Here is a 19,994-nt window from a genome sequence, read left to right as displayed (position 1 = left end):
TGCGCTTGTGAATTTTTCCGGCAATAAAAATTCACCATTTATCCGACAAATTTTCCTTTCTGCCATTCCTTTTCTCAGGGAAAATGATTAAATTGGTATTTCTTTTTCAGGTAAACGGAAATTACGGAAAAAAATAAAGAAGTTGATATCATGGATACACCAAATTACAGGATGCCCTTTGTTCCGGCAGCACTCATGACGGAAGGAGGAAGCATCGACACCTGCGACATGGGAGAGAGCATTGCCCACAACATCATGCTTCTGATTACCACCAAAAAAGGCGAAAACCGCTATGATGACAATTACGGGAACGATGTCTGGAGCCTTGAGTTTGACAACGGGATTACCAGCGCAGTCTGGGAAGCCGTTTTTATTAAAAGCTTAAAAAGGCAGATCCAGGAATATGAGCCCCGGATCGTACAGCCGCAGATCGATGCGCACGTCCAGATCGTGGAACATAATTATGACACCAAAGAACATACTGAAATCAAGAAGAAAGTAAAGATCGCCATCAATGCCAAAATGGAGCACTCCGGGGAACGTTTCAGCTTTTCTACCGAGCTTTTCCTCAGCCCGATGTCAATCGATTAATTTTCTTAAGCTATAACCACCAATTATGAATTTAGACCAGAATATCTATTCCAAAGAGTCCGTAAAAGCAAGAATGCTTCAGAATGCCACCAAGGTGTGGGGCCTGAAAAGCCCGCAGTCGCTGGACCCTTTTGTGAAATTACTCATTGATGCCTTCAGCACGGAAGTCTTTAAAGCCAATAACGAAATCCAGACCGTCAATGCCCGGATCCTGGAAAAGCTGGCTAAACTGCTGACGCCGTCTATTTATACCCATCCAATTCCTTCCCACGCCATTGCTTTTACCCAGCCGTACGAATCATCGGAAATGCTGCTGGAACATACCGAATTCTTTTTCAGGAAGCAGGTGACATCAACCATAAAATCGGAGTCGGATAAGCAGATTAATATTCCGTTTACTCCCATTGGAAACATACGCCTCAATAAGGCACAGACCTCTGTTATGTTTGTCGGTAATACCTGCTACGGAATCGATGAGCGGCTCAATAAAATCCCGATTGCCAGATTCCAGGGAAAGCCGGAAGATTACCGTAGAGTAACCATAGGCGTCGATGTTTCGAAATACAGCAACGAAACCTTTCCTAAAGACATAAGCGTCTTCTGCTCAAACCCTGCTTTCGAGCATCTGGATTTTACGTACAAGCTTCTGCCTTATATCTCGGTTTCAAGCAATGGAAATCCTTTATTTGTAAAAGAAGGACTGACCTATTATAAAAACAGCCAGCCCGACGGCTATGAGCAGATGTTCCGGGAACAGTCCATTCAGAATAAAATCATTGAGGATATAAAAAGCATTTACCATCATAAATTTATCGAGATCTCCGGAATTTCAAGTTCCCTGTTTTCCGAAGCGGGTAAGCTGCCGGACAATCTGGACTTCGTTGATTATAAAGAAGAAATCCTGAAATACATCGACGGGAAAAGATATTTATGGCTGACCCTGGAATTCCCGCCCCAGTTTTCGGCAGAAATCCTGGATAATTTCTCATTTGTGCTGAATGCGTTTCCTATTTACAACCGGGGCTGGAAAAAAACAGAGTACAGCCTGGATATTATGGGGAATAATATTCCGCTGGTTACGGATGAAGGTGAACATTTCCTGTATGTTGATGAGGTACAGGATGGAGAAGGAAGAAAGTATACCGAAATTCCTTTTACCCCGACCGATGATCTGAGAAAAGGATTATACACGGTAAGAAAAGGAGGGATGGAGCGGTTCACCAACCGGAATGCCGTTGATATGATTGCCAACGTTCTTGAACTGACGAGAGATGAGATCGCCGCTTTTTCCCTGCTGAACCGGGATAACGTAAAAGGTGTGCTCAGTGAAATGTCCGACAAGATGAAATCAATGGTACAGAAAGTGAACAATGCCAAAAGAAACGTAAAGCAGGAGCTGAACTATGTCATTATGGAACCGGTGGATAAAACCGACCATACGTATGCAGCCTTCTGGATTACCCACGCTACGCTGGCCAATCATCTCCGCCCGGGAACGGAACTTTCCAACCAGATCAAATCCCAGACGCTGGTGCTGCTGACGGAAACCATTGGCGGAGCTGAAGAGCAGAAAGGGACAGACAGCATTCAGGCTTACAAATATGCTCTTACGACCCGGGATAAAATCATTTCCCTGGAAGATGTGAAGAATTATTGCCGGATGGTCCTTAAGGACGAACTGAAAGAAGTAAGGGTAACCCGCGGAACCATGATCAGCAACAGACCGAAGGAAGGATTTATCCGGACGGTGGATGTAGATGTTGTCCCGCAGAACTATTCCTTCTACGGAAGGGCCTACTGGGAAAATATGGCGAACGTTCTCCGCAACCAGATCATCTCCAAAGCCATCGACGGAATTGAATACCGCGTTAAAGTCACCAATGAAGACCTGGATTTTAATTAATCTATTTTAATCAATAAGATTTTTGAATATACTCACGCAGATTTAGCGGGTTTCGCAGATTTTTTTTATGTATTTAAATCTGAGTAATATGTAATCCAAAACCATTAAGGTTTATGAAGGATTTGAGAGAAATTAAGCTGAGCTCCGTTTTAATCAGAAAGCTGAATAAAATCCTGGATTTTATCTTAACGGAACTTAAACCCTGAATACCTCTTAATGGTTTAAACTTCATTCAATCTAAACCATCCATTTATGGCATGAAGTTGGAGAAGAATTATTCTGCCTGTTAATCGGTTGTGCAAAAGATTTTTTCAGCCTTTGGCGGATGACCGGGAACCTGTAAATTCCTAACACTTTTTAACACCGTAAATTCCATAAAATTCCGTAATTTTGCACAGCGTGATTTTCAGGTAAAATCACTCCGAATTATGAGTAAATCAACAGAATATATTGAAGTTTACGGAGCCCGTGAACACAACTTGAAAAACATCAATGTAAAAATCCCGCGTAACGAATTGGTCGTGATTACCGGTCTTTCGGGAAGCGGAAAATCGTCTTTGGCCTTTGATACCATTTTTGCGGAAGGCCAGCGCCGGTATATCGAAACGTTTTCGGCTTATGCGAGGCAGTTTCTGGGCGGACTGGAGCGTCCCGACGTCGATAAGATCGAAGGACTTTCTCCGGTAATCGCCATCGAGCAGAAAACCACCAATAAAAACCCGCGTTCAACAGTTGGAACCGTGACCGAGCTCTATGATTTCCTCCGTCTGCTGTTCGCCAGGGTTTCGGATGCCTATTCGCAGACCACCGGAAAGAAGCTCGTAAGCTACACCGAAGATCAGATATTAAGCACCATTAAAGAAAATTACAAGGGTGAGAAGATCATGCTGACGGCACCGGTTGTAAGATCCCGAAAAGGGCATTACCATGAACTTTTTGTACAGATGGCCAAAAAAGGCTACGGACAGGCGAGGATCGACGGTGAGCTGCAGGATATTGAATACGATCTGAAACTGGACCGTTACAAAACCCACGACATCGATATCGTGATCGACCGCTGGATCATCGGAGAATCCGCTTCCGAAGCCAGAATGGAAAAATCTCTGCGGACGGCCATGGAAATGGGGGAAGGCCTGATCGGGATCCAGAAGCTGGGAAGCAAGGATATCGAGTATTTTTCCAAAAACCTGATGGATGCCGAAACCGGACATTCCCTGGCATTGCCGGAGCCGAATACTTTTTCATTCAACTCACCGAAAGGAAGCTGCCCGAGCTGTAAAGGATTGGGAACGATCAAAAAGATCAATACCGATTACTTTGTAGAAAACCCGAAGCTGTCGATCAATCAGGGCGGTCTGCTTCCGCTGGAAGATCTGAAATCCAACAAATGGATCCTGGCACAGATTAAAAATATCCTGGAGATTTTCGGTCTTGGAATGGCAACGCCGATGAAGGACGTTCCGGAAGAAGCACTGGATTATATCTACAACGGCTGCCATAAGGAGTTCAATAAAGACCTTAAATATGCAGGCATTACCAAAAAAATAAAAATCAGTTTCGACGGTCTGATCTCTTTCATGGAAGAAATTATCGAGGAAAGGGAATCTTACGAGGCGATCCTTTTGGAAAGGCATTTCACAACGGAAGAAACCTGCCCGGAATGTAAAGGAACCCGTCTTCAGCCTTCAAGCTTAAGCTTTAAGATCGACGGCAGGAATATCGCTGAGGTCAACGCGCTGAGCTTAATTGATCTCAAAGAATGGCTGGCTGATATTAAAGATAAATTCTCCGAGAAAAATGCGATCATCGCTTATGAAATCTTAAAGGAAATCGAAACCAGGCTGCAGTTTCTGCTGGATGTCGGGTTGGATTACCTGAGTTTAAGCAGGAGTTCAAGAACGCTTTCGGGAGGGGAGTCCCAACGGATCCGTCTGGCAACCCAGATCGGCTCCCAGCTGGTGAACGTTTTATATATCCTGGATGAACCGAGTATCGGGCTTCACCAGAGGGACAACGAACGGCTGATCAATTCGTTGAAGAATCTCCGAGATATCGGAAACTCCGTTTTGGTGGTGGAACACGACAAAGATATGATTCTCGAAGCCGATGAGGTGCTGGATGTAGGTCCGAGAGCCGGGAAATTCGGTGGGGAAATCCTGTGGCAGGGGAAACCGAAAGATCTGGTAAAAGCCGATACCATTACGGCCCAGTACATCAACGGAAAAAGAAAGATCGAAATCCCTGCAGAAAGAAGAAAAGGAAGCGGGAAACATATCATCCTGAAAGGTGCCACGGGAAACAACCTTAAAAATGTTACCCTTGATATTCCTTTAGGAAAACTGGTTGTAGTCTCCGGGATCTCCGGAAGCGGAAAATCTTCCCTGATCAACGGAACCCTTTATCCGATTCTGAACAAACATTTCTACAGAGCGGTGCAGGAACCTTTGCCGTACAAAAAAATCGAAGGCCTGGAGCACATCGACAAAATCGTGGATGTAGACCAGACACCGATCGGAAGGACGCCGCGTTCCAATCCGGCAACCTATACCGGAATGTTTACGGACATCCGGAACCTTTTTGCTGAACTGCCGGAATCCAAGATCCGTGGCTACAAGCCGGGAAGGTTCTCCTTCAATGTAAAGGGCGGAAGATGCGAAACCTGTCAGGGCGGCGGTCTGAAAGTCATTGAAATGAATTTCCTGCCGGATGTCTATGTACACTGTGAGACCTGCAACGGAAAACGGTTTAACCGGGAAACCCTGGAAGTCCGCTACAAAGGAAAATCGATTTCCGATGTCCTGGATATGACGATTGATGAAGCCGTGGAATTTTTCCAGCCGATTCCGAAGATCTTTTCCAGGGTTAAGACCCTGCAGGATGTCGGGTTGGGCTACATTACAATGGGGCAGCAGTCCACTACGCTTTCCGGAGGGGAAGCCCAACGGATCAAGCTGGCTACCGAACTCGCTAAAAGACAGACCGGAAATACCCTGTACATTCTGGATGAACCGACCACCGGACTCCACTTCGAAGACGTGAAAATCCTGATGGATGCCATCAACCGGTTGGTGGAACTTGGAAACTCCTTCATCATCATCGAACATAATATGGACGTTATCAAACTCGCCGACCACATCATCGATGTCGGTCCCGAAGGTGGAAAGCACGGCGGCCAGATCGTCGCCCAGGGTACCCCCGAGGAAATCGTGAAATCGAAGAAGAGTTTAACAGGGAAGTTCCTGAAAAGGGAATTGGAGTAATATTTTTCAGATGATAAAATTAGCACAGAAGGATGGGCGGAATTCAAAATATTTTGAAATTCAGGAAGACGGCATATTGGTAAAGAATAATTTTGCAAAGGAAATCAACGAATATAAAGTGTATTTTCCGGATATCCAGTTTGACGAAACGGTATTCAGAAAAAGCAAAGATCCGGTGCTGATCGGAATTGTAATCTCAATGCTTATCAATTCGATATTATTCACCATTTATATAAACGAAAACTATCAGTTTTCCCAGACTATCGGGATGATTGTTTTTATAATTGCCCTGACACCTTCTTTAATTGTAACGGCATTATGCAATAATGAATTTAAAAGAGAAAACGCTAAAAGTCTTACGGCATCCAAACCGCTGGTTTTTTCTTATGCAAAAAAAGAAATGTCTGAAGTGGATGCTTTTATTACACATATAAAAGAACATAAAAAGCAGTTTTTCTTAAAAGAATATTACCGGGTAGATAATCTGATTCCTGCTCATACCCAGATCAGCAGAATTCATTGGCTGTATGAAATGAAATACATTAGTGAAAGCGACGCAAAATTCATTATTGACGAGCTGGAAAACAGACGTATTATTGAGGGGTTTTAGAAAATCAGCCTAACTGTAAAAAGGAATTTGTGAATGCAGATTCCTTTTTTATATTTATTAGCCGGAAACTCAAGCATCATAAATTAGCTCCATGAATATATTTGCTTTTTTTAAACGAAAATATTTTATTCTCGTTTTATGCATTTCTATTTTCTGGTATTTTCATTGTAAAACCAAGATACTGAAAATTTACAGGCCTGTTTAGCTTTATAAATAATATACGGTTTATACTTCTGACAGGAAATTTATCCAATCCTGTACTAAGCCGTCCTTTCAGGACTTTAAAAACAAGAGAAATCCATCCTTAATTGAAAAAAAGGCCGGTTATTCAGGATTGAATAAGAACTCCTCTGATAAAGCGATCAACTATTCAGTTTGATGATCAGGATCTTTAATCCTATGTCTGACAAGAGAAACTTCCGGCATCCGGCTTCCCTCTTCCAGCCTTTATATTGCGTTTTGTACCTCGAATTCACGTTAATTTAAAGACTTTCTGACATTTCTCTTAAATTTCTGAATTAAAAGATCATTTTCAAAATTAAGCGGATACGGATGCCAGCCAATACATTGTTTTTTTTTCAAGCTGTACGACTTTATTTATTAAGGGTAAAAATTAGGACTAAATTTAAGCAGATCTAAGGGACTGATTTAGCGTCGATGCTGTTATAACCGTTAAATTTTAATGTCCAATATTAAATTTTCATCTCTTTTTAAAATTTATAATACTGTAAATCAATACATTGTATTCTAATGTTAATTGAATGTTAACTGAATGTGAATTTAGTATGAATATTTTTAATAACTTTGGTTAAGAGATAAAAAACAACTGTAGTATACTATTTAAAACCAAAACGTTATGAAAAATAAAATTCAGATAGGCATCGTTTCTCTTTTTCTTTTTGGATTAATGAATGTCATGAATATTGTGAAGGCACAGACCGTAACCGATAATACCATTCAGGAAGTTCAGCTCAGCAAAAGCGATACTTTTAATGATATAAGAACCCGGTTAATCAATAATTTTGATTTTACCAATACCGACTATAAGCAGGGTTTGGTCAACTCCGTGGTTAAATTTGATATTTCCAGGAAAGGGAAAATCGTAAACGTTCATTCCAGCGGCGACTGCAAAAGCGTGAGCAGGGAGATTGAGACTGTTTTAAGCGAACTGGATTATAAAGTGGACCGGAACAAACTCAGCGATAATCTGGTAGCTTACACGTATGTAATGCCGGTGACCGTAGAAATCGACAACAGATAAAAAACATTCATAAAATTTTTATACGAAGCCATGCAGATTCTGTATGGCTTTCTTTTTTAGCCTGCAGACAATGAAAACTTTAAACATAATTCTGCAATAATCTTAAAATAAATCCGTTTAACTTAGGATTATCAAAATTAAAACAATATGAAAAATCTAAAAAGACTTAGTAAGACCGATTTGAAATCGGTGTATGGCGGACAGCCCAAAAAGTATTGTGTGTATTGCGAAAGGCTCAATAAAACGGTTTGCAGCGAAGTTCCGATTGCGCAATGTCCGTAAAAGTAAAAGGTTGCCCACCGGCAACCTTTCCTTTTATTTCCTGAATTCAGCACGGAGGTCATTCAGTTTTGTCTTCAGATCCTTGACCTGTGCAATTTTATCAAAAGTGATGTTGTCGATTTCCCAACCCGCACCCGAAGTATTGATGAGGTGCACCTTTTCTCTCCACGCCATTTTTGGGGCAACATCCGTATTTTTAAATTCAATCACCGCATCCGCCGTTCTGATATTCGGTTTGATCGTCCGGATTTCTACCGGCCCGATCTGATATTTCGTATAACCTTCGTACAGACTTGTAAAAACTGATCCTTCCAAAAGCAGCGGCTTATCTTCGGGATGTGCGCTTTTCTTAATGCGTTCGATATCCTCTTTTGATGCCTTTACGATTTCTTCGATCTCCTTCCTGATCTGCGGCGTAAACAATCCATGGGCAACCGGCTGGTTATAAAGTGCTTTACCGGACCGGCCGTACTGGCTGTAAAATTTTACAAGCACCTGGGTTACTTCCGCATCAGGCTCCTGCGCCTTCAACCCGGAATCGTTTTTCTTACAGCTGAAAAGAAAAAGGAAAAGGCTGAAATAAATAAATAATTTCTTCATGGTCTGTTTTTGGATGAGTTGTTAAAATTAAAGTTTAAAGATCATAACCCTGAATATTTTTTATTTTCAAAAGTAAATAAAATTCTGCACAGTATGAGATCGTACAGATTAAATCTTTTTCAAATCGCAGCACTGTATATTTATAACCAGATAAAATTTTTTCTGAGGATCATAAGGAGTTTTGATAAAGGCTTGGTACAATATTTATATTCAGGGTTACTGCAGCTGACCTGACAGTCATGAATTAAGAAATAAAATATCATTTACAACTATGAATTACGAACTGAGAGAAATGCTGCCCGAAGATGAAAGCCGGGTTCTGGAGATTTTCCAACAGGGGATCGACAGTGGAATTGCTACTTTTGAGACTACCGTCCCCTCCGATGAGGTCTGGGATATGGATTACCTGCACGACTGCCGCTGGGTACTGGAAAATGAAAATCAGGAAGTCGTAGGCTGGTGCGCCCTGAGGCCCGTGAGCAGAAGGGAGAGCTACAAAGGGGTGGCGGAAGTTAGCATTTATTTTGACAGGGATTACCAGAACAGAGGATTGGGCGCAGTCCTGCTTAAAAAAGTGATTCTCGACAGCGAAGACCACGGGTTCTGGACTTTGCAGACCAATATTTTCCCTGAAAACCAGGCAGCACTGAAAGCCCATCTGAAAAGCGGCTTCCATATGGTAGGAACGAGAAACAAAATAGGAAAGCTCAACGGTGAATGGAAGGACGTTATCATGCTGGAAAGAAGAAGCAAAACGGTACTCTGAAAATTCAGAAAAAATAATAAAATTTCTTAAAAAATGAGAAGTGATTACCTGTAATCGTTTACTGGCACCGGTATTGCTGCATTCTATCATGTAATTTGAAAATAATATATTATGAAGGTGCTGACTAAAATTTTAGGATTACTTGTCTTTGTTTTTTCCCTGGCGTATTACCAGGCTTCCCCGATCCAGTGGGGGCATGGTCGCGGACACGGACCGAAAAGACATCATTATCACAGGCCTCACAGGCCTCATTACAAAACCGTAAGATACCGCAGGCCACCCGGTCACTTCTATAAAAGGCCCCACTACAGGCCTGTAAGGCAAAGATATTATTCAAGACCCCACCGGGTTTATTACAGCCGGCCTGTAGTCGTTGTAAGACGCAGATAGATACATAGGCACTGAACATAGGTCAGTGCTTTTTCTTTTGCTGAATTTCCGGTAAAACGAGATATTGGCATCTGCATTGATTAAGGTATACCGAATCAAAAACAAAACAATATGAAATCTTTACTGAAAATTTTCGGAGCGTTTATCCTGGCGTATGCCACCAGTGCCTGCCACCCGCCGCCAAGACCACCAAGACCACCGCAACCGCCAAGAAGACCGCACGGAATGATGGATAAAAACTTCGACGCGGTAAAGGCAGATTTAATTTTTGAAAGAAAATCGATGATAAAGAAATCGTAACTTATGAAAATCCCCGGAGGAAACACTTCTCCGGGGATTATTGTTATCAGCCATAAACACAGCCTGAATCTCAGTCTCAGCCCTGATCCAGTTTTTTTACAATTTCAATTTTTTTGGGTTCAGCAGGGTATTGAAAATCATGACTTCCTGTCCGAATTTTGCTTCAACCCTTTCTGCGATATTTTCCATTTCGCTTTTAATGAAATCCTCCCTCACTTCTTCGGTATCAAAAATAAGGAGAAGGTTATAATTTTTACCCTCTTCAATGTAGTCGCTGTGCACCTCAGAAAGCATGTACTGGCTCACGTCCATCAGATTTTCCGTCATGAGAACCAGGGTTTCGTCCACATAATTTTCCCATTCTTCAAGCCGGTTTTTCGTACAGTGAAAAGTTATACTTAATACGCTCATGTTTTTATGAATTTTTAAGATTCTTTAGATAAAATTTACCGCAAAAATCGGCAAATTTTTCGTAAATTAGCCCGTTATTAAAAAAGGGGAATAAATAATTTTCAGACATGCCGATAAGGGTCTGAATATCATTATAATAAATTTGTTTATGCAAAAAGAAGGAGAAAGACTGATTCCTATCAACATTGTTGATGAAATGAAATCGTCTTATATCGATTATTCGATGTCGGTTATCGTTTCCAGAGCGTTACCGGATGTAAGGGACGGCTTGAAACCCGTTCATAGAAGAGTGCTTTACGGTATGTATGGATTAGGGGTTTTTTCGAATAGAAAATATCTGAAATCTGCAAGAATTGTAGGAGACGTTCTGGGTAAGTATCACCCGCACGGCGACTCTTCCGTATACGATGCGATGGTGAGAATGGCCCAGGACTGGAGCCTCCGTTATCCCCAGGTAGACGGGCAGGGTAACTTCGGTTCCATGGACGGCGACCCGCCTGCAGCGATGCGTTATACCGAAGCAAGGCTGAAAAAAATCTCCGATGAAATCCTGTCGGACTTAGATAAGGAAACGGTAGATTTTCAGAACAACTTCGACGACAGTTTACAGGAACCGACGGTTCTGCCTTCTAAAATCCCGAATCTTCTGGTCAACGGAACCTCCGGTATTGCCGTAGGGATGGCAACCAATATGGCACCGCACAACCTTTCCGAATCCGTAAACGCGATCTGCGCTTATATCGATAATAAAGAAATTACCATCGATGAGCTGATGCAGCACATCATCGCTCCGGATTTCCCTACCGGCGGAATCATTTATGGGTACGACGGGGTGAGGGATGCTTTCCACACCGGAAGAGGAAGAGTGGTGCTCCGGGCTAAGGTGGCATTCGAAGAAATCGGAAACCGGAACGCCATCATCGTTAACGAAGTTCCGTATCAGGTAAACAAGGCGGAAATGATCGCCAGGACCGCCGATCTGGTAAAAGACGACAAAATTCCGGGTATTTACGAAATCAGGGATGAATCTGACCGTAGAGGTCTGCGTATCGTTTACGAACTGAAAAATGACGCGATTCCTAACGTAGTCCTGAACCTGCTATATAAATATACATCACTTCAGACTTCTTTCAGTGTAAACAACATCGCTTTGGTTCACGGAAGACCGGAACAGCTGAACCTGAAAGATATCATCCACCATTTCGTGGAGCACAGGCATGAAGTGATCGTAAGGAGAACGCAGTTCGAGCTTAGGAAAGCAAGGGAAAGGGCACACATCCTGGAAGGATTCATGAAAGTGATCGGATCCCAGGATTCCCTGGACCGGGCAATTTCCATCATCCGTCACTCTTCCAACCCGCAGGCGGCGAAGGAAGGGCTGATCGAGGCATTCGAACTTTCCGAGCTTCAGGCACAGGCCATTCTTGATCTCCGTCTTGCCCGCCTTACCGGAATGGAGCTGGATAAGATCCGTGACGAATATGATGCCATAATGAAAGAAATTGATGACCTTGAAGACATCCTGGCGAGCGAACCGAGAAGATTCCAGATCATCAAAGACGAATTAATTGAAGTAAAAGAAAGATACGGCGACGACAGAAGAACCGAGATCGATTATTCCGGTGGTGAAATGTCGATCGAAGACATCATCCCGAACGAATCGGTAGTGCTTACCATTTCCCATGCCGGATACATCAAAAGAACTTCGCTTTCCGAATATAAGATCCAGAGCAGGGGCGGTGTAGGAAACAAAGCGGCCACCACAAGGGATGCCGACTTCCTGGAGTACATCGTATCGGCTACCAACCACCAGTACATGCTGTTCTTTACCGAAAAAGGAAGATGTTACTGGCTGAGGGTGTTTGAAATTCCGGAAGGTTCCAAAACGGCAAAGGGAAGAGCGGTACAGAACCTGATCAATATTGAGCCGGATGATAAGATTAAAGCATACATCAGAACCAACAACCTGAAAGATTCCGAATACGTGAACCAGATGAGCGTTGTTATGGTAACCAAAAACGGAACCATTAAGAAAACGTCTCTTGAAGCTTATTCAAGACCAAGGGTAAACGGGGTGAATGCCATCGAAATCAGGGACAATGACCAGTTGTTAGGGGCATACCTTACCAACGGAAATTCTCAGATCATGATCGCGACCAAAAACGGTAAATGTATCCGTTTCCCGGAAGAGAAAGTAAGGGAAGTAGGAAGAGGATCCATCGGGGTACGCGGAATCAGCATGGATGAAAATGATGAAGCGATCGGAATGATTGTGGTGAATGACCTGGAAACCGAAACAGTGCTCGTGGTATCTGAAAAAGGATACGGTAAGAGAACGGCCGTATTGGACTACAGGGAAACCAATAGGGGCGGAAAAGGGGTCATTACCCTGAACATCACCGAAAAGACAGGAAACCTGATCGCGATCCAGAACGTAACCGATGAGGACGGGCTGATGATCATCAACAAATCCGGGGTTGCCATACGGATGAATATGAATGAAATGAGGGTAATGGGCAGGAATACCCAGGGTGTGAAACTGATCAACCTTAAGAAAAATGACGAAATTGCAGCCATTGCAAAAGTAGAAATGGATAAGGAGGTAGAAGATGAAATTACCGGTGAAGAGCCAACGGAAGAATCTGTTGATGGCGAAGCTGCAGTAGTTACGGAACTTTTCCCTGATGAAAATGCGGGAGTACAGGAAGAGCAGGCTCCTGACGGAGAAACAGAAGGCCCGGATTCGGAAGAAGAATAAAACGAATATCAATTAATATAAATAGTGATTATGAAAAAGCTGATTTTAGGTATGGCTTTCGTTGCATCTGCCTTTGTTTTCGGACAGAAAGATGATGTAAACGCTAAGCTGCAGGAAGCCAATAAAGCTGCCATGGACGCATACAATGCGAAAAATTACGCAGTGGCGGCTCCTAAGTTTATGGATGTTTATAACCTCCTGAAAACAAGCGGACAGGACAATAAAGTATATATGTATTACTCAGGATTGAATTATGCGCTGGCTAATGACATCCCTCAGGCTACCAAAATATATACGGACCTGATCAATTCCGGATATACCGGTGTTGAAACCACATATACGGCAAAAGACAATAAGACAGGACAGATTGCCAGCTATGATAAAAATACGTGGGAACTTCTGAAGAAAACTTCTTCGAAAGACTATTCGGATTTCAAAACCGAGCAGTCTCCGAGTGTTGAGCAGGACTTGTATGAAACACTGTCTACATTACTGATCAATGCCAAAAAGAACGACGAAGCTTTAGCCCTTATCGAAAAAGGCCTGGCTAAATTCCCGAACAGTACGAAACTGAAAGAATATCAGGGAAGTGCGCTTTATGCATCCGGAAACACGGATAAATTTATGCAGAACCTGAAAGAACAGTTGGCAAAAAATCCTAACGATGCCACCAACTGGTATAATTTAGGTGTACTTCAGGCAAAAAGTCCGGCAACGACGAATGAGGCAATGGCTTCTTTCCAGAAGGCAATCGAGCTGAAGCCTGATTTTGCAAACGCTTATCAGAACCTGGTCTATGCAGCCATCGGTGATGATGAAAAAGCAGTAACGGAAATTAATGCTTTAAGAAAAACAAAACCGGACGATGCTACAAAACTGATTGAAGCAAGAAAGGAAAGATTCAACAAAGCCATTCCGTATGCTGAAAAATGGTTCCAGACCATGCCGGGTGATATCAATGCCGTTCAGACTCTGAAAGACATGTATAACACGACGAGGAATACTGCCAAATTCAATGAAATGAAAGCTAAAGAAGCAGAGCTTCAGGCCAAACAGCCGGCTAAATAATTTTTTGGAATACCTCAGATATTTCAAAGAACCGGAGCAGTAATGTTCCGGTTTTTATTTTAGGTTTAAAGTTCAATGTTTTAGGTTTAAGGTTTAGAATTCAACCCAAAAAAGTGAATGTAAGCATTTGATCAATTTAAGCCCCTGACAGTCATAATATTCCGCAATCGTTTATCATTGGAAAAATTTTTTAATCCAGATAATATCACCAATAAAAAATTTTATACTAAAGGCCCTAGAAAGCGTATATCACTCTGCGGTCTCTAATAAGTAAAACGGCTTGGTGAAACTTAAAAACAGACAGCATAAAAAAATCTTTGCGTGCTCCGTGTTCAAAGTCTGTCCCATTGAATTTAGGTTTTGCACTGATCAATTTTCATCAGACTAATCCGGATAATCTCACCGGAAAAAAAAAATTTAAACTAAACTCATTCCAGTAGCTCATATCACTCTGCGGTCCCTAGTAAGTGAAACGGCTTGGTGAAACTTAAAAACAGGTAGCATTCAAAAAAATCTTCGTGCTCTCCTTGTTCAAAGTTCTGCGCAATAGATTATAAATCTTTGTCAAAATTCATATCACTCTGCGGTCTCTGGTAAGTGAAACGGCTTGGTGAAACTTAAAACAGATAGCATAAAAAAATCTTCGTGTTCTCCGTGTTCAAAGTTCTGCACAATAAATTATATTTTCATAGATTATAAATCTTTGTCAAAATTCACATCACTCTGCGATCCTTAGTAAGTAAAACGGCTTGGTGAAACTTAAAACAGATAGCATAAAAAAAGTCTTCGTGCTCTCCGTGTTCAAAATCCCGAATTTCAGCTGAACATAAATTCCATCCTTGATTTAATGTCCTGAAACTTTCCAGGCAATCATTTGAAGCTGAACCGGCTCGGCCATTCATCCGGCCTGTTAATGGATCGGGTTACGAAAAACCTTAAATTTTCCTGAGGAATCCCCTGAAATCCATGTTAAATTTCTTTCCAATTCCGTATCTTTGGGAAAAATTTTTACAAAAATGATCGAGTGGAAAACCGCCAAAGAATACGAAGACATTACCTATAAAAAATCCAATGGGGTAGCGAGAATCGCTTTCAACAGACCGGAGATCCGTAATGCTTTCAGGCCCAAGACAACCTCAGAATTGTATGATGCTTTTTATGATGCTTATGAAGACCCTTCCATCGGAGTGGTTCTGCTTTCCGGAGAAGGGCCAAGCCCTAAAGACGGAGGTTGGGCATTCTGCAGCGGGGGAGACCAGAAGGCGAGAGGGCACCAGGGATATGTGGGAGAAGACGGAAGACACCGTCTGAATATTCTTGAGGTTCAGCGGCTGATCCGTTTCATGCCGAAAGTGGTCATCGCGGTGGTACCGGGATGGGCCGTAGGAGGAGGACACTCGCTTCATGTGGTTTGTGACCTGACCTTAGCCAGTGAGGAGCACGCGATTTTCAAGCAGACGGATGCGGATGTCACCAGTTTCGACGGAGGGTATGGTTCCGCGTATCTGGCAAAAATGGTCGGACAGAAAAAAGCCCGTGAGATTTTCTTCTTAGGCAGGAATTATTCTGCTCAGGAAGCTTTTGAAATGGGAATGGTGAATAAAGTGGTTCCGCATGCCGAGCTGGAAGATACCGCTTATGAGTGGGCCCAGGAAATCCTTGCCAAGTCACCGACTTCCATCAGGATGCTGAAATTTGCCATGAACCTTACCGACGACGGCATGGTGGGCCAGCAGGTGTTTGCCGGCGAAGCGACACGTCTTGCATACATGACCGAGGAAGCCAAAGAAGGAAGAAACGCATTCCTGGAAAAAAGAAAGCCGGACTTCGGAGAAGACCAGTGGATATCTTAAAAATATAAGTAATCGGTAATCGGTAGTGAGCCAATTTTTCTTACCGGTTACCTTTTGCCCATTACTCATAAAACTATGACAGACTGGATAAAAGCCGCACGGCTAAGAACATTGCCGCTTTCCCTGAGCGGAATAATTATGGGATCTTTTATTGCCCGTTGGAGGCTGTATAACGAAGGCGGAACCTGGGACTGGAGGATATTTGCCCTCGCCCTGGTGGTAACTTTACTTTATCAGGTACTTTCCAATTACGCCAACGATTACGGCGACGGAATCAAAGGAACGGATACTCAAAGGGCAACAGAAGCAGAAGCTAGAGCCGTAGCCTCCGGGCGAATTACAGCCGGACAGATGAAAAATGCGGTGATCTTATTTTCCGTATTGTCTTTTGCTGCTACTGTAGCACTCTTATATCTGGCGTTTGTACCGGATTACATGAATGAATTTTATATCTTCATCGGTCTGGGGATTGCCTGTATCCTGGCTGCCATCGGATATACGGTGGGGAAAAAACCTTACGGCTATATGGGATTGGGAGACCTTTTCGTTTTTATCTTTTTCGGCCTGGTTTCAGTTTGCGGAAGCTATTTCCTGTTTACCAAATCGTTCAGCTGGGATATGCTGTTGCCGGGAGCGGCCATCGGAATGATGAGCATGGCGGTACTGAACCTGAATAACATGCGCGATATTGAAAGCGATAAACTATCCGGGAAAAACAGCTTTGCCCTCCGTATCGGATTTAAAAAAGCCATGATCTACGAAATGGTGCTGCTTAACCTGCCTTTGATTTTTATCCTGACGTTCCTTGGAGCAAACGGATTTTTCCAGACGCAGAATTACTATGTTTTTATTGTCATGATCCTGATGCTTCCCTTAATGAGGATCAGAAGAAATATAATGACCGTAAAGAACCCCAGAGAGCTTGACCCGTTCCTGAAACAGGTAGGACTGATCACTTTGATGATCGCTGTTCTTACGGCAGCCGGACTGAATCTGTTCCATTAAATATAAAACGATAAGGCCGGCAGAATGAGAAATAAAATCAATAAAATTGCTTCTTATTTATCGGTAATTGCATTCTCAGGCTTTTTCTTTATCTTGATAAAAAAGCTGTTGTTTAATGATCTCCTATTATCAGGAATCGCAATAACGCCGGTTGTTTTAGGAATACTTTTAATGGTTAATCTGGTTGTTTCTTACCTGATATTGAGACAAAAGATCAGCTCCAATATTTTTATTCTTTTATTCCAGTGCCTGATCATTGCCTTCTGCCTGTATCTGATTTATTATTACAGCAGCGGGGTATCGGCAAAAGTAGAACAAGTTATAACTCCATAAATTTAAAATCAATTAAAAAATGAAAATACAATACCTGGGACAAAACTGTTTTTTGTTCACCTATAAAGATAAAACGATCTTATCCGATCCTTTTTACAATTACAAAAAAGCCGAATCCGGATTCGATATTGCGGCACAGAAAATAGATTATGTTTTACTGACACACGCTCACGGAGACCATATCGCTGACGTGGAAGAAGTCCTGCAGCACCATCCTGAAGCAACCCTCATTGCCGTTCCGGAAATCTGCGGGTACTTCAAAAATGCAAAAAATAAGGATGATGTAAACTTAGGAGGATCGGCAAAAATCGACGATCTTAAAATTTCTATGGTACCGGCTCACCATACAAGCTCTTTTCCGGACGGAAGCTACGGCGGCGTTCCCGTAGGATACATTTTCAGGCTTCCTGAAGGCAAAAACTTATACATGGCAGGAGATACCGGAGTAATGGCCGATATGGAGCTGTTTCCAAGGCTATACGGTAATTTAGACCTTTCGATCCTTCCGGTAGGGAGCCACTATACGATGTGCCCAGGAAAAGCAGCTTTTGCAGCAGCAGAACTGTTGAAGACCCCGAAGGTGATCGGATGCCACTTTGATACTTTCCCTGCCATTGAGATCAACCATGAAACTGCGATGAAGCATTTTGCAGATAAAAACGTAGAGCTTGTTTTGCCGGAACTGGGTGAAACGTTCGAATTTTAAATAAAATGTTGAAAGGTAATTTGAAATGGAAATGCAGAAGGGTTTAAAAACAAAAAAAGATAATTCTCAAATTACCTCTCTTCACTTAAAACCAAAAAAAAATGGCAAGCTACCTAAATCACACCGCTACGACCAATTACCTTTGCTGCGTTCCCACCCTGGAGGATTCTCAGGAGCTGGTTGTTTAGGACTTGCCGTTGCAAAGGTAGGAATATTTTACAAAACTCAAAACATTATTAAAGAAAATTAACTGAAAAAACGGGCTGTTGAAGGTAGTTTGCTGAGATTCAGCCTGATAATTTTTCAAAAATTTTCTAAAAATTTAGCTATGACGAAAAGCACTTCCACATTAGGAATTTTACTGTTTGGCGCTACGATGCTCGTTTTTTTCGTGGTGTATTACTTCTTCTCAGGAGTTGATTATTTTGATATTTCACTGAAAGCCAACGCTTTCGTTTTGCCGATTATTTATGCCGGAACCGCATTCTGGTCGGTAAAATCCTATTGGAGCAGCCACCGGGTAGTGAGTTTCAGAGATGCTTTTAAAAGAGCATTCGTTCCGATGTTTATCGGGGGTATCTTATCCATTTTCAGCATTTATTTATTTTTAAATTTCGTGGATACCGATGCCAGAAAGCTGCTGAACTATCAATATGTCACCCGCCAGAAATCGGAAATGGACAAGGAATACCAGTCGGCAAGAAAGATCCTGAAGCACCAGAAAGATATCGACGAGCTGGATCAGAAGTACGAAGAAAGGCTTCCAAGCTTCTCACCGGATGCCGTTAAAGGAAAAGATATGCTTACGATCAGTCATTTTTCAGGATATTTTGCGGCAATACTTATATTTTACGTAGTTTTGTCATTGTTTTTCGGAGCGTTTTTCAGAACGAAAACGATCTATCAGGAAGAGCAGAATCAAGAATAATTTTTTATTGAAATTTAAATGAATTTATCTATAGTTATTCCGTTACTAAATGAGGAGGCTTCTCTCGAGGAGCTGTTTTCCAGGATTGATAATGTGTGCCGGTCTAACGGTTTATCTTATGAAGTCTGGTTTGTCGATGACGGAAGTACGGATTTGTCGTGGAGCATTATTGAAAACCTGAAGGTTCAGCATCCTCAGATCCACGGGATTAAGTTTTCCAAGAATTACGGGAAATCACAGGCGCTTCATGCCGCTTTTGAACGCACAAACGGCGATGTGATCATCACCATGGATGCGGATTTACAGGATTTTCCGGAAGAAATACCGGAACTCTATACCATGGTCATCAATGAAAATTACGACATCGTTTCCGGCTGGAAAAAGAAACGTTTCGATAATGTGATGACGAAAAATGTCCCTTCCAAGCTGTTCAATGCAGCAGCAAGAAAGGTTTCGGGCGTCTATCTGCACGATTTCAACTGCGGTTTAAAAGCGTATAAAAGACAGGTCGTAAAATCGATTGATGTTTATGGTGATATGCACCGATACATCCCGGTTCTGGCTGCCAATGCAGGATTCAGAAGGATTACGGAAAAAGAAGTGAAGCACCAGGCGCGACCGTACGGAACGTCAAAATTCGGAACGGAAAGGTTCATCCGGGGCTTCCTGGATCTGGTAACCCTCTGGTTTGTCAGCCGTTTCGGCGGAAGGCCGATGCATTTCTTCGGAGCGGTGGGGACTTTAATGTTTATTGTCGGTTTCCTTTCGGCACTCTGGCTGGGCCTTTCCAAGCTGATCGATGTGGCCAGGGGAATCTACGGACATCTGATCACCAACAATCCCTGGTTCTTTATCGCTCTGACCATGATGATTATGGGAACGCTGCTTTTCGTAGCGGGATTCTTAGGGGAAATGATCATCCGGACCAACCGGGAGCATAAGAATTACAATATTGATGAAGTGATTTAA

The 19,994-nt window shown here is 42.5% G+C and carries 17 protein-coding genes and 1 other RNA gene; 15 read left to right on the top strand and 3 right to left on the bottom strand.

Annotated elements, in window-relative coordinates:
• Nucleotides 1-150: 150 nt before the first annotated feature.
• The 6 genes from CHA01nite_RS02165 to CHA01nite_RS02140 all read left to right on the top strand — a co-directional run bounded on the left by CHA01nite_RS02165 (nt 151) and on the right by CHA01nite_RS02140 (nt 7,907).
• A complete protein-coding gene (locus CHA01nite_RS02165; protein WP_146939575.1) occupies nt 151-591 on the top strand; it encodes a GPW/gp25 family protein in 441 nt (146 codons plus the stop codon).
• 25 nt (nt 592-616) lie between these two features.
• The gene (locus CHA01nite_RS02160) at nt 617-2,494 is read left to right on the top strand and encodes a type VI secretion system baseplate subunit TssF (RefSeq protein WP_146939574.1); all 1,878 of its coding nucleotides are present in this window, start codon (nt 617-619) and stop codon (nt 2,492-2,494) included.
• A 428-nt stretch (nt 2,495-2,922) separates the two neighbouring features.
• Nucleotides 2,923-5,754, top strand: a complete 2,832-nt coding sequence (gene uvrA, locus CHA01nite_RS02155; protein WP_146939573.1) for an excinuclease ABC subunit UvrA — start codon at nt 2,923-2,925, stop codon at nt 5,752-5,754.
• Between the two features lie 10 nt (nt 5,755-5,764).
• Nucleotides 5,765-6,364, top strand: a complete 600-nt coding sequence (locus CHA01nite_RS02150) for a hypothetical protein (protein WP_146939572.1) — start codon at nt 5,765-5,767, stop codon at nt 6,362-6,364.
• 856 nt (nt 6,365-7,220) lie between these two features.
• Nucleotides 7,221-7,625: a hypothetical protein gene (locus tag CHA01nite_RS02145; RefSeq protein WP_146939571.1), complete on the top strand. Its 405-nt coding sequence runs from the start codon at nt 7,221-7,223 to the stop codon at nt 7,623-7,625.
• A 147-nt stretch (nt 7,626-7,772) separates the two neighbouring features.
• Nucleotides 7,773-7,907 (top strand): bacteriocin-like protein, encoded by a 135-nt coding sequence (locus CHA01nite_RS02140; RefSeq protein ID WP_146939570.1) that lies wholly within the window; start codon nt 7,773-7,775, stop codon nt 7,905-7,907.
• A gap of 33 nt (nt 7,908-7,940) precedes the next feature.
• On the opposite strand, the gene CHA01nite_RS02135 is transcribed toward CHA01nite_RS02140, so the two are convergent.
• Complete coding sequence (locus CHA01nite_RS02135) at nt 7,941-8,507, bottom strand: hypothetical protein (RefSeq protein WP_146939569.1); 567 nt, start codon at nt 8,505-8,507, stop codon at nt 7,941-7,943.
• A gap of 271 nt (nt 8,508-8,778) precedes the next feature.
• On the opposite strand from CHA01nite_RS02135, the gene CHA01nite_RS02130 reads away from it, so the two are divergent.
• Together CHA01nite_RS02130 and CHA01nite_RS02125 are read left to right on the top strand one after the other, a co-directional pair.
• Nucleotides 8,779-9,273 (top strand): GNAT family N-acetyltransferase, encoded by a 495-nt coding sequence (locus CHA01nite_RS02130; RefSeq protein WP_146939568.1) that lies wholly within the window; start codon nt 8,779-8,781, stop codon nt 9,271-9,273.
• A 501-nt stretch (nt 9,274-9,774) separates the two neighbouring features.
• A complete protein-coding gene (locus CHA01nite_RS02125; RefSeq protein ID WP_146939567.1) occupies nt 9,775-9,963 on the top strand; it encodes a hypothetical protein in 189 nt (62 codons plus the stop codon).
• A gap of 96 nt (nt 9,964-10,059) precedes the next feature.
• Here the strand turns inward: CHA01nite_RS02125 and CHA01nite_RS02120 are convergent, their stop codons facing one another.
• Nucleotides 10,060-10,374: a DUF4286 family protein gene (locus CHA01nite_RS02120; protein ID WP_146939566.1), complete on the bottom strand. Its 315-nt coding sequence runs from the start codon at nt 10,372-10,374 to the stop codon at nt 10,060-10,062.
• A 148-nt stretch (nt 10,375-10,522) separates the two neighbouring features.
• Here CHA01nite_RS02120 and gyrA point away from each other — a divergent pair, with 148 nt between their 5' ends.
• The 5 genes from gyrA (at nt 10,523) to CHA01nite_RS02095 (ending at nt 18,097) form a co-directional block, all read left to right on the top strand.
• Complete coding sequence (gyrA, locus tag CHA01nite_RS02115) at nt 10,523-13,132, top strand: DNA gyrase subunit A (protein WP_146939565.1); 2,610 nt, start codon at nt 10,523-10,525, stop codon at nt 13,130-13,132.
• 30 nt (nt 13,133-13,162) lie between these two features.
• Complete coding sequence (locus tag CHA01nite_RS02110; protein ID WP_146939564.1) at nt 13,163-14,200, top strand: tetratricopeptide repeat protein; 1,038 nt, start codon at nt 13,163-13,165, stop codon at nt 14,198-14,200.
• 1,016 nt (nt 14,201-15,216) lie between these two features.
• Complete coding sequence (locus tag CHA01nite_RS02105; RefSeq protein WP_146939563.1) at nt 15,217-16,053, top strand: 1,4-dihydroxy-2-naphthoyl-CoA synthase; 837 nt, start codon at nt 15,217-15,219, stop codon at nt 16,051-16,053.
• A 75-nt stretch (nt 16,054-16,128) separates the two neighbouring features.
• Nucleotides 16,129-17,058: a 1,4-dihydroxy-2-naphthoate octaprenyltransferase gene (gene menA / locus CHA01nite_RS02100; RefSeq protein ID WP_146939562.1), complete on the top strand. Its 930-nt coding sequence runs from the start codon at nt 16,129-16,131 to the stop codon at nt 17,056-17,058.
• A 352-nt stretch (nt 17,059-17,410) separates the two neighbouring features.
• The gene (locus tag CHA01nite_RS02095; protein ID WP_146939561.1) at nt 17,411-18,097 is read left to right on the top strand and encodes a metal-dependent hydrolase; all 687 of its coding nucleotides are present in this window, start codon (nt 17,411-17,413) and stop codon (nt 18,095-18,097) included.
• A 99-nt stretch (nt 18,098-18,196) separates the two neighbouring features.
• On the opposite strand, the gene ffs is transcribed toward CHA01nite_RS02095, so the two are convergent.
• An RNA gene (ffs, locus tag CHA01nite_RS02090) (signal recognition particle sRNA small type) lies at nt 18,197-18,294 on the bottom strand.
• A gap of 131 nt (nt 18,295-18,425) precedes the next feature.
• On the opposite strand from ffs, the gene CHA01nite_RS02085 reads away from it, so the two are divergent.
• Both CHA01nite_RS02085 and CHA01nite_RS02080 read left to right on the top strand, forming a co-directional pair.
• Entirely contained in the window at nt 18,426-19,025 is a 600-nt protein-coding gene (locus tag CHA01nite_RS02085; RefSeq protein WP_146939560.1) for a DUF4199 domain-containing protein, read from the top strand.
• A gap of 18 nt (nt 19,026-19,043) precedes the next feature.
• The gene (locus CHA01nite_RS02080) at nt 19,044-19,994 is read left to right on the top strand and encodes a glycosyltransferase family 2 protein (RefSeq protein WP_146939559.1); all 951 of its coding nucleotides are present in this window, start codon (nt 19,044-19,046) and stop codon (nt 19,992-19,994) included.

Source organism: Chryseobacterium hagamense, assembly GCF_007991455.1.
In the GTDB taxonomy this organism is placed as follows: domain Bacteria; phylum Bacteroidota; class Bacteroidia; order Flavobacteriales; family Weeksellaceae; genus Chryseobacterium; species Chryseobacterium hagamense.
The sequence above is the reverse complement of the archived record's forward strand: the minus strand, read 5'-3'. Positions and strand labels throughout refer to the sequence as shown.

Excerpts from the sequence above, each read along its gene's own strand:
- CHA01nite_RS02140 (WP_146939570.1), top strand. The coding sequence starts at position 7,773 with ATGAAAAATCTAAAAAGACTTAGTAAGACCGATTTGAAATCGGTGTAT.
- uvrA (WP_146939573.1), top strand. The coding sequence starts at position 2,923 with ATGAGTAAATCAACAGAATATATTGAAGTTTACGGAGCCCGTGAACAC.
- CHA01nite_RS02085 (WP_146939560.1), top strand. The coding sequence starts at position 18,426 with ATGACGAAAAGCACTTCCACATTAGGAATTTTACTGTTTGGCGCTACG.
- CHA01nite_RS02095 (WP_146939561.1), top strand. The coding sequence starts at position 17,411 with ATGAAAATACAATACCTGGGACAAAACTGTTTTTTGTTCACCTATAAA.
- CHA01nite_RS02125 (WP_146939567.1), top strand. The coding sequence starts at position 9,775 with ATGAAATCTTTACTGAAAATTTTCGGAGCGTTTATCCTGGCGTATGCC.
- gyrA (WP_146939565.1), top strand. The coding sequence starts at position 10,523 with ATGCAAAAAGAAGGAGAAAGACTGATTCCTATCAACATTGTTGATGAA.
- CHA01nite_RS02150 (WP_146939572.1), top strand. The coding sequence starts at position 5,765 with ATGATAAAATTAGCACAGAAGGATGGGCGGAATTCAAAATATTTTGAA.
- menA (WP_146939562.1), top strand. The coding sequence starts at position 16,129 with ATGACAGACTGGATAAAAGCCGCACGGCTAAGAACATTGCCGCTTTCC.
- CHA01nite_RS02080 (WP_146939559.1), top strand. The coding sequence starts at position 19,044 with ATGAATTTATCTATAGTTATTCCGTTACTAAATGAGGAGGCTTCTCTC.
- CHA01nite_RS02105 (WP_146939563.1), top strand. The coding sequence starts at position 15,217 with ATGATCGAGTGGAAAACCGCCAAAGAATACGAAGACATTACCTATAAA.
- CHA01nite_RS02165 (WP_146939575.1), top strand. The coding sequence starts at position 151 with ATGGATACACCAAATTACAGGATGCCCTTTGTTCCGGCAGCACTCATG.
- CHA01nite_RS02110 (WP_146939564.1), top strand. The coding sequence starts at position 13,163 with ATGAAAAAGCTGATTTTAGGTATGGCTTTCGTTGCATCTGCCTTTGTT.
- CHA01nite_RS02130 (WP_146939568.1), top strand. The coding sequence starts at position 8,779 with ATGAATTACGAACTGAGAGAAATGCTGCCCGAAGATGAAAGCCGGGTT.
- CHA01nite_RS02160 (WP_146939574.1), top strand. The coding sequence starts at position 617 with ATGAATTTAGACCAGAATATCTATTCCAAAGAGTCCGTAAAAGCAAGA.
- CHA01nite_RS02135 (WP_146939569.1), bottom strand. The coding sequence starts at position 8,507 with ATGAAGAAATTATTTATTTATTTCAGCCTTTTCCTTTTTCTTTTCAGC.
- CHA01nite_RS02120 (WP_146939566.1), bottom strand. The coding sequence starts at position 10,374 with ATGAGCGTATTAAGTATAACTTTTCACTGTACGAAAAACCGGCTTGAA.
- CHA01nite_RS02145 (WP_146939571.1), top strand. The coding sequence starts at position 7,221 with ATGAAAAATAAAATTCAGATAGGCATCGTTTCTCTTTTTCTTTTTGGA.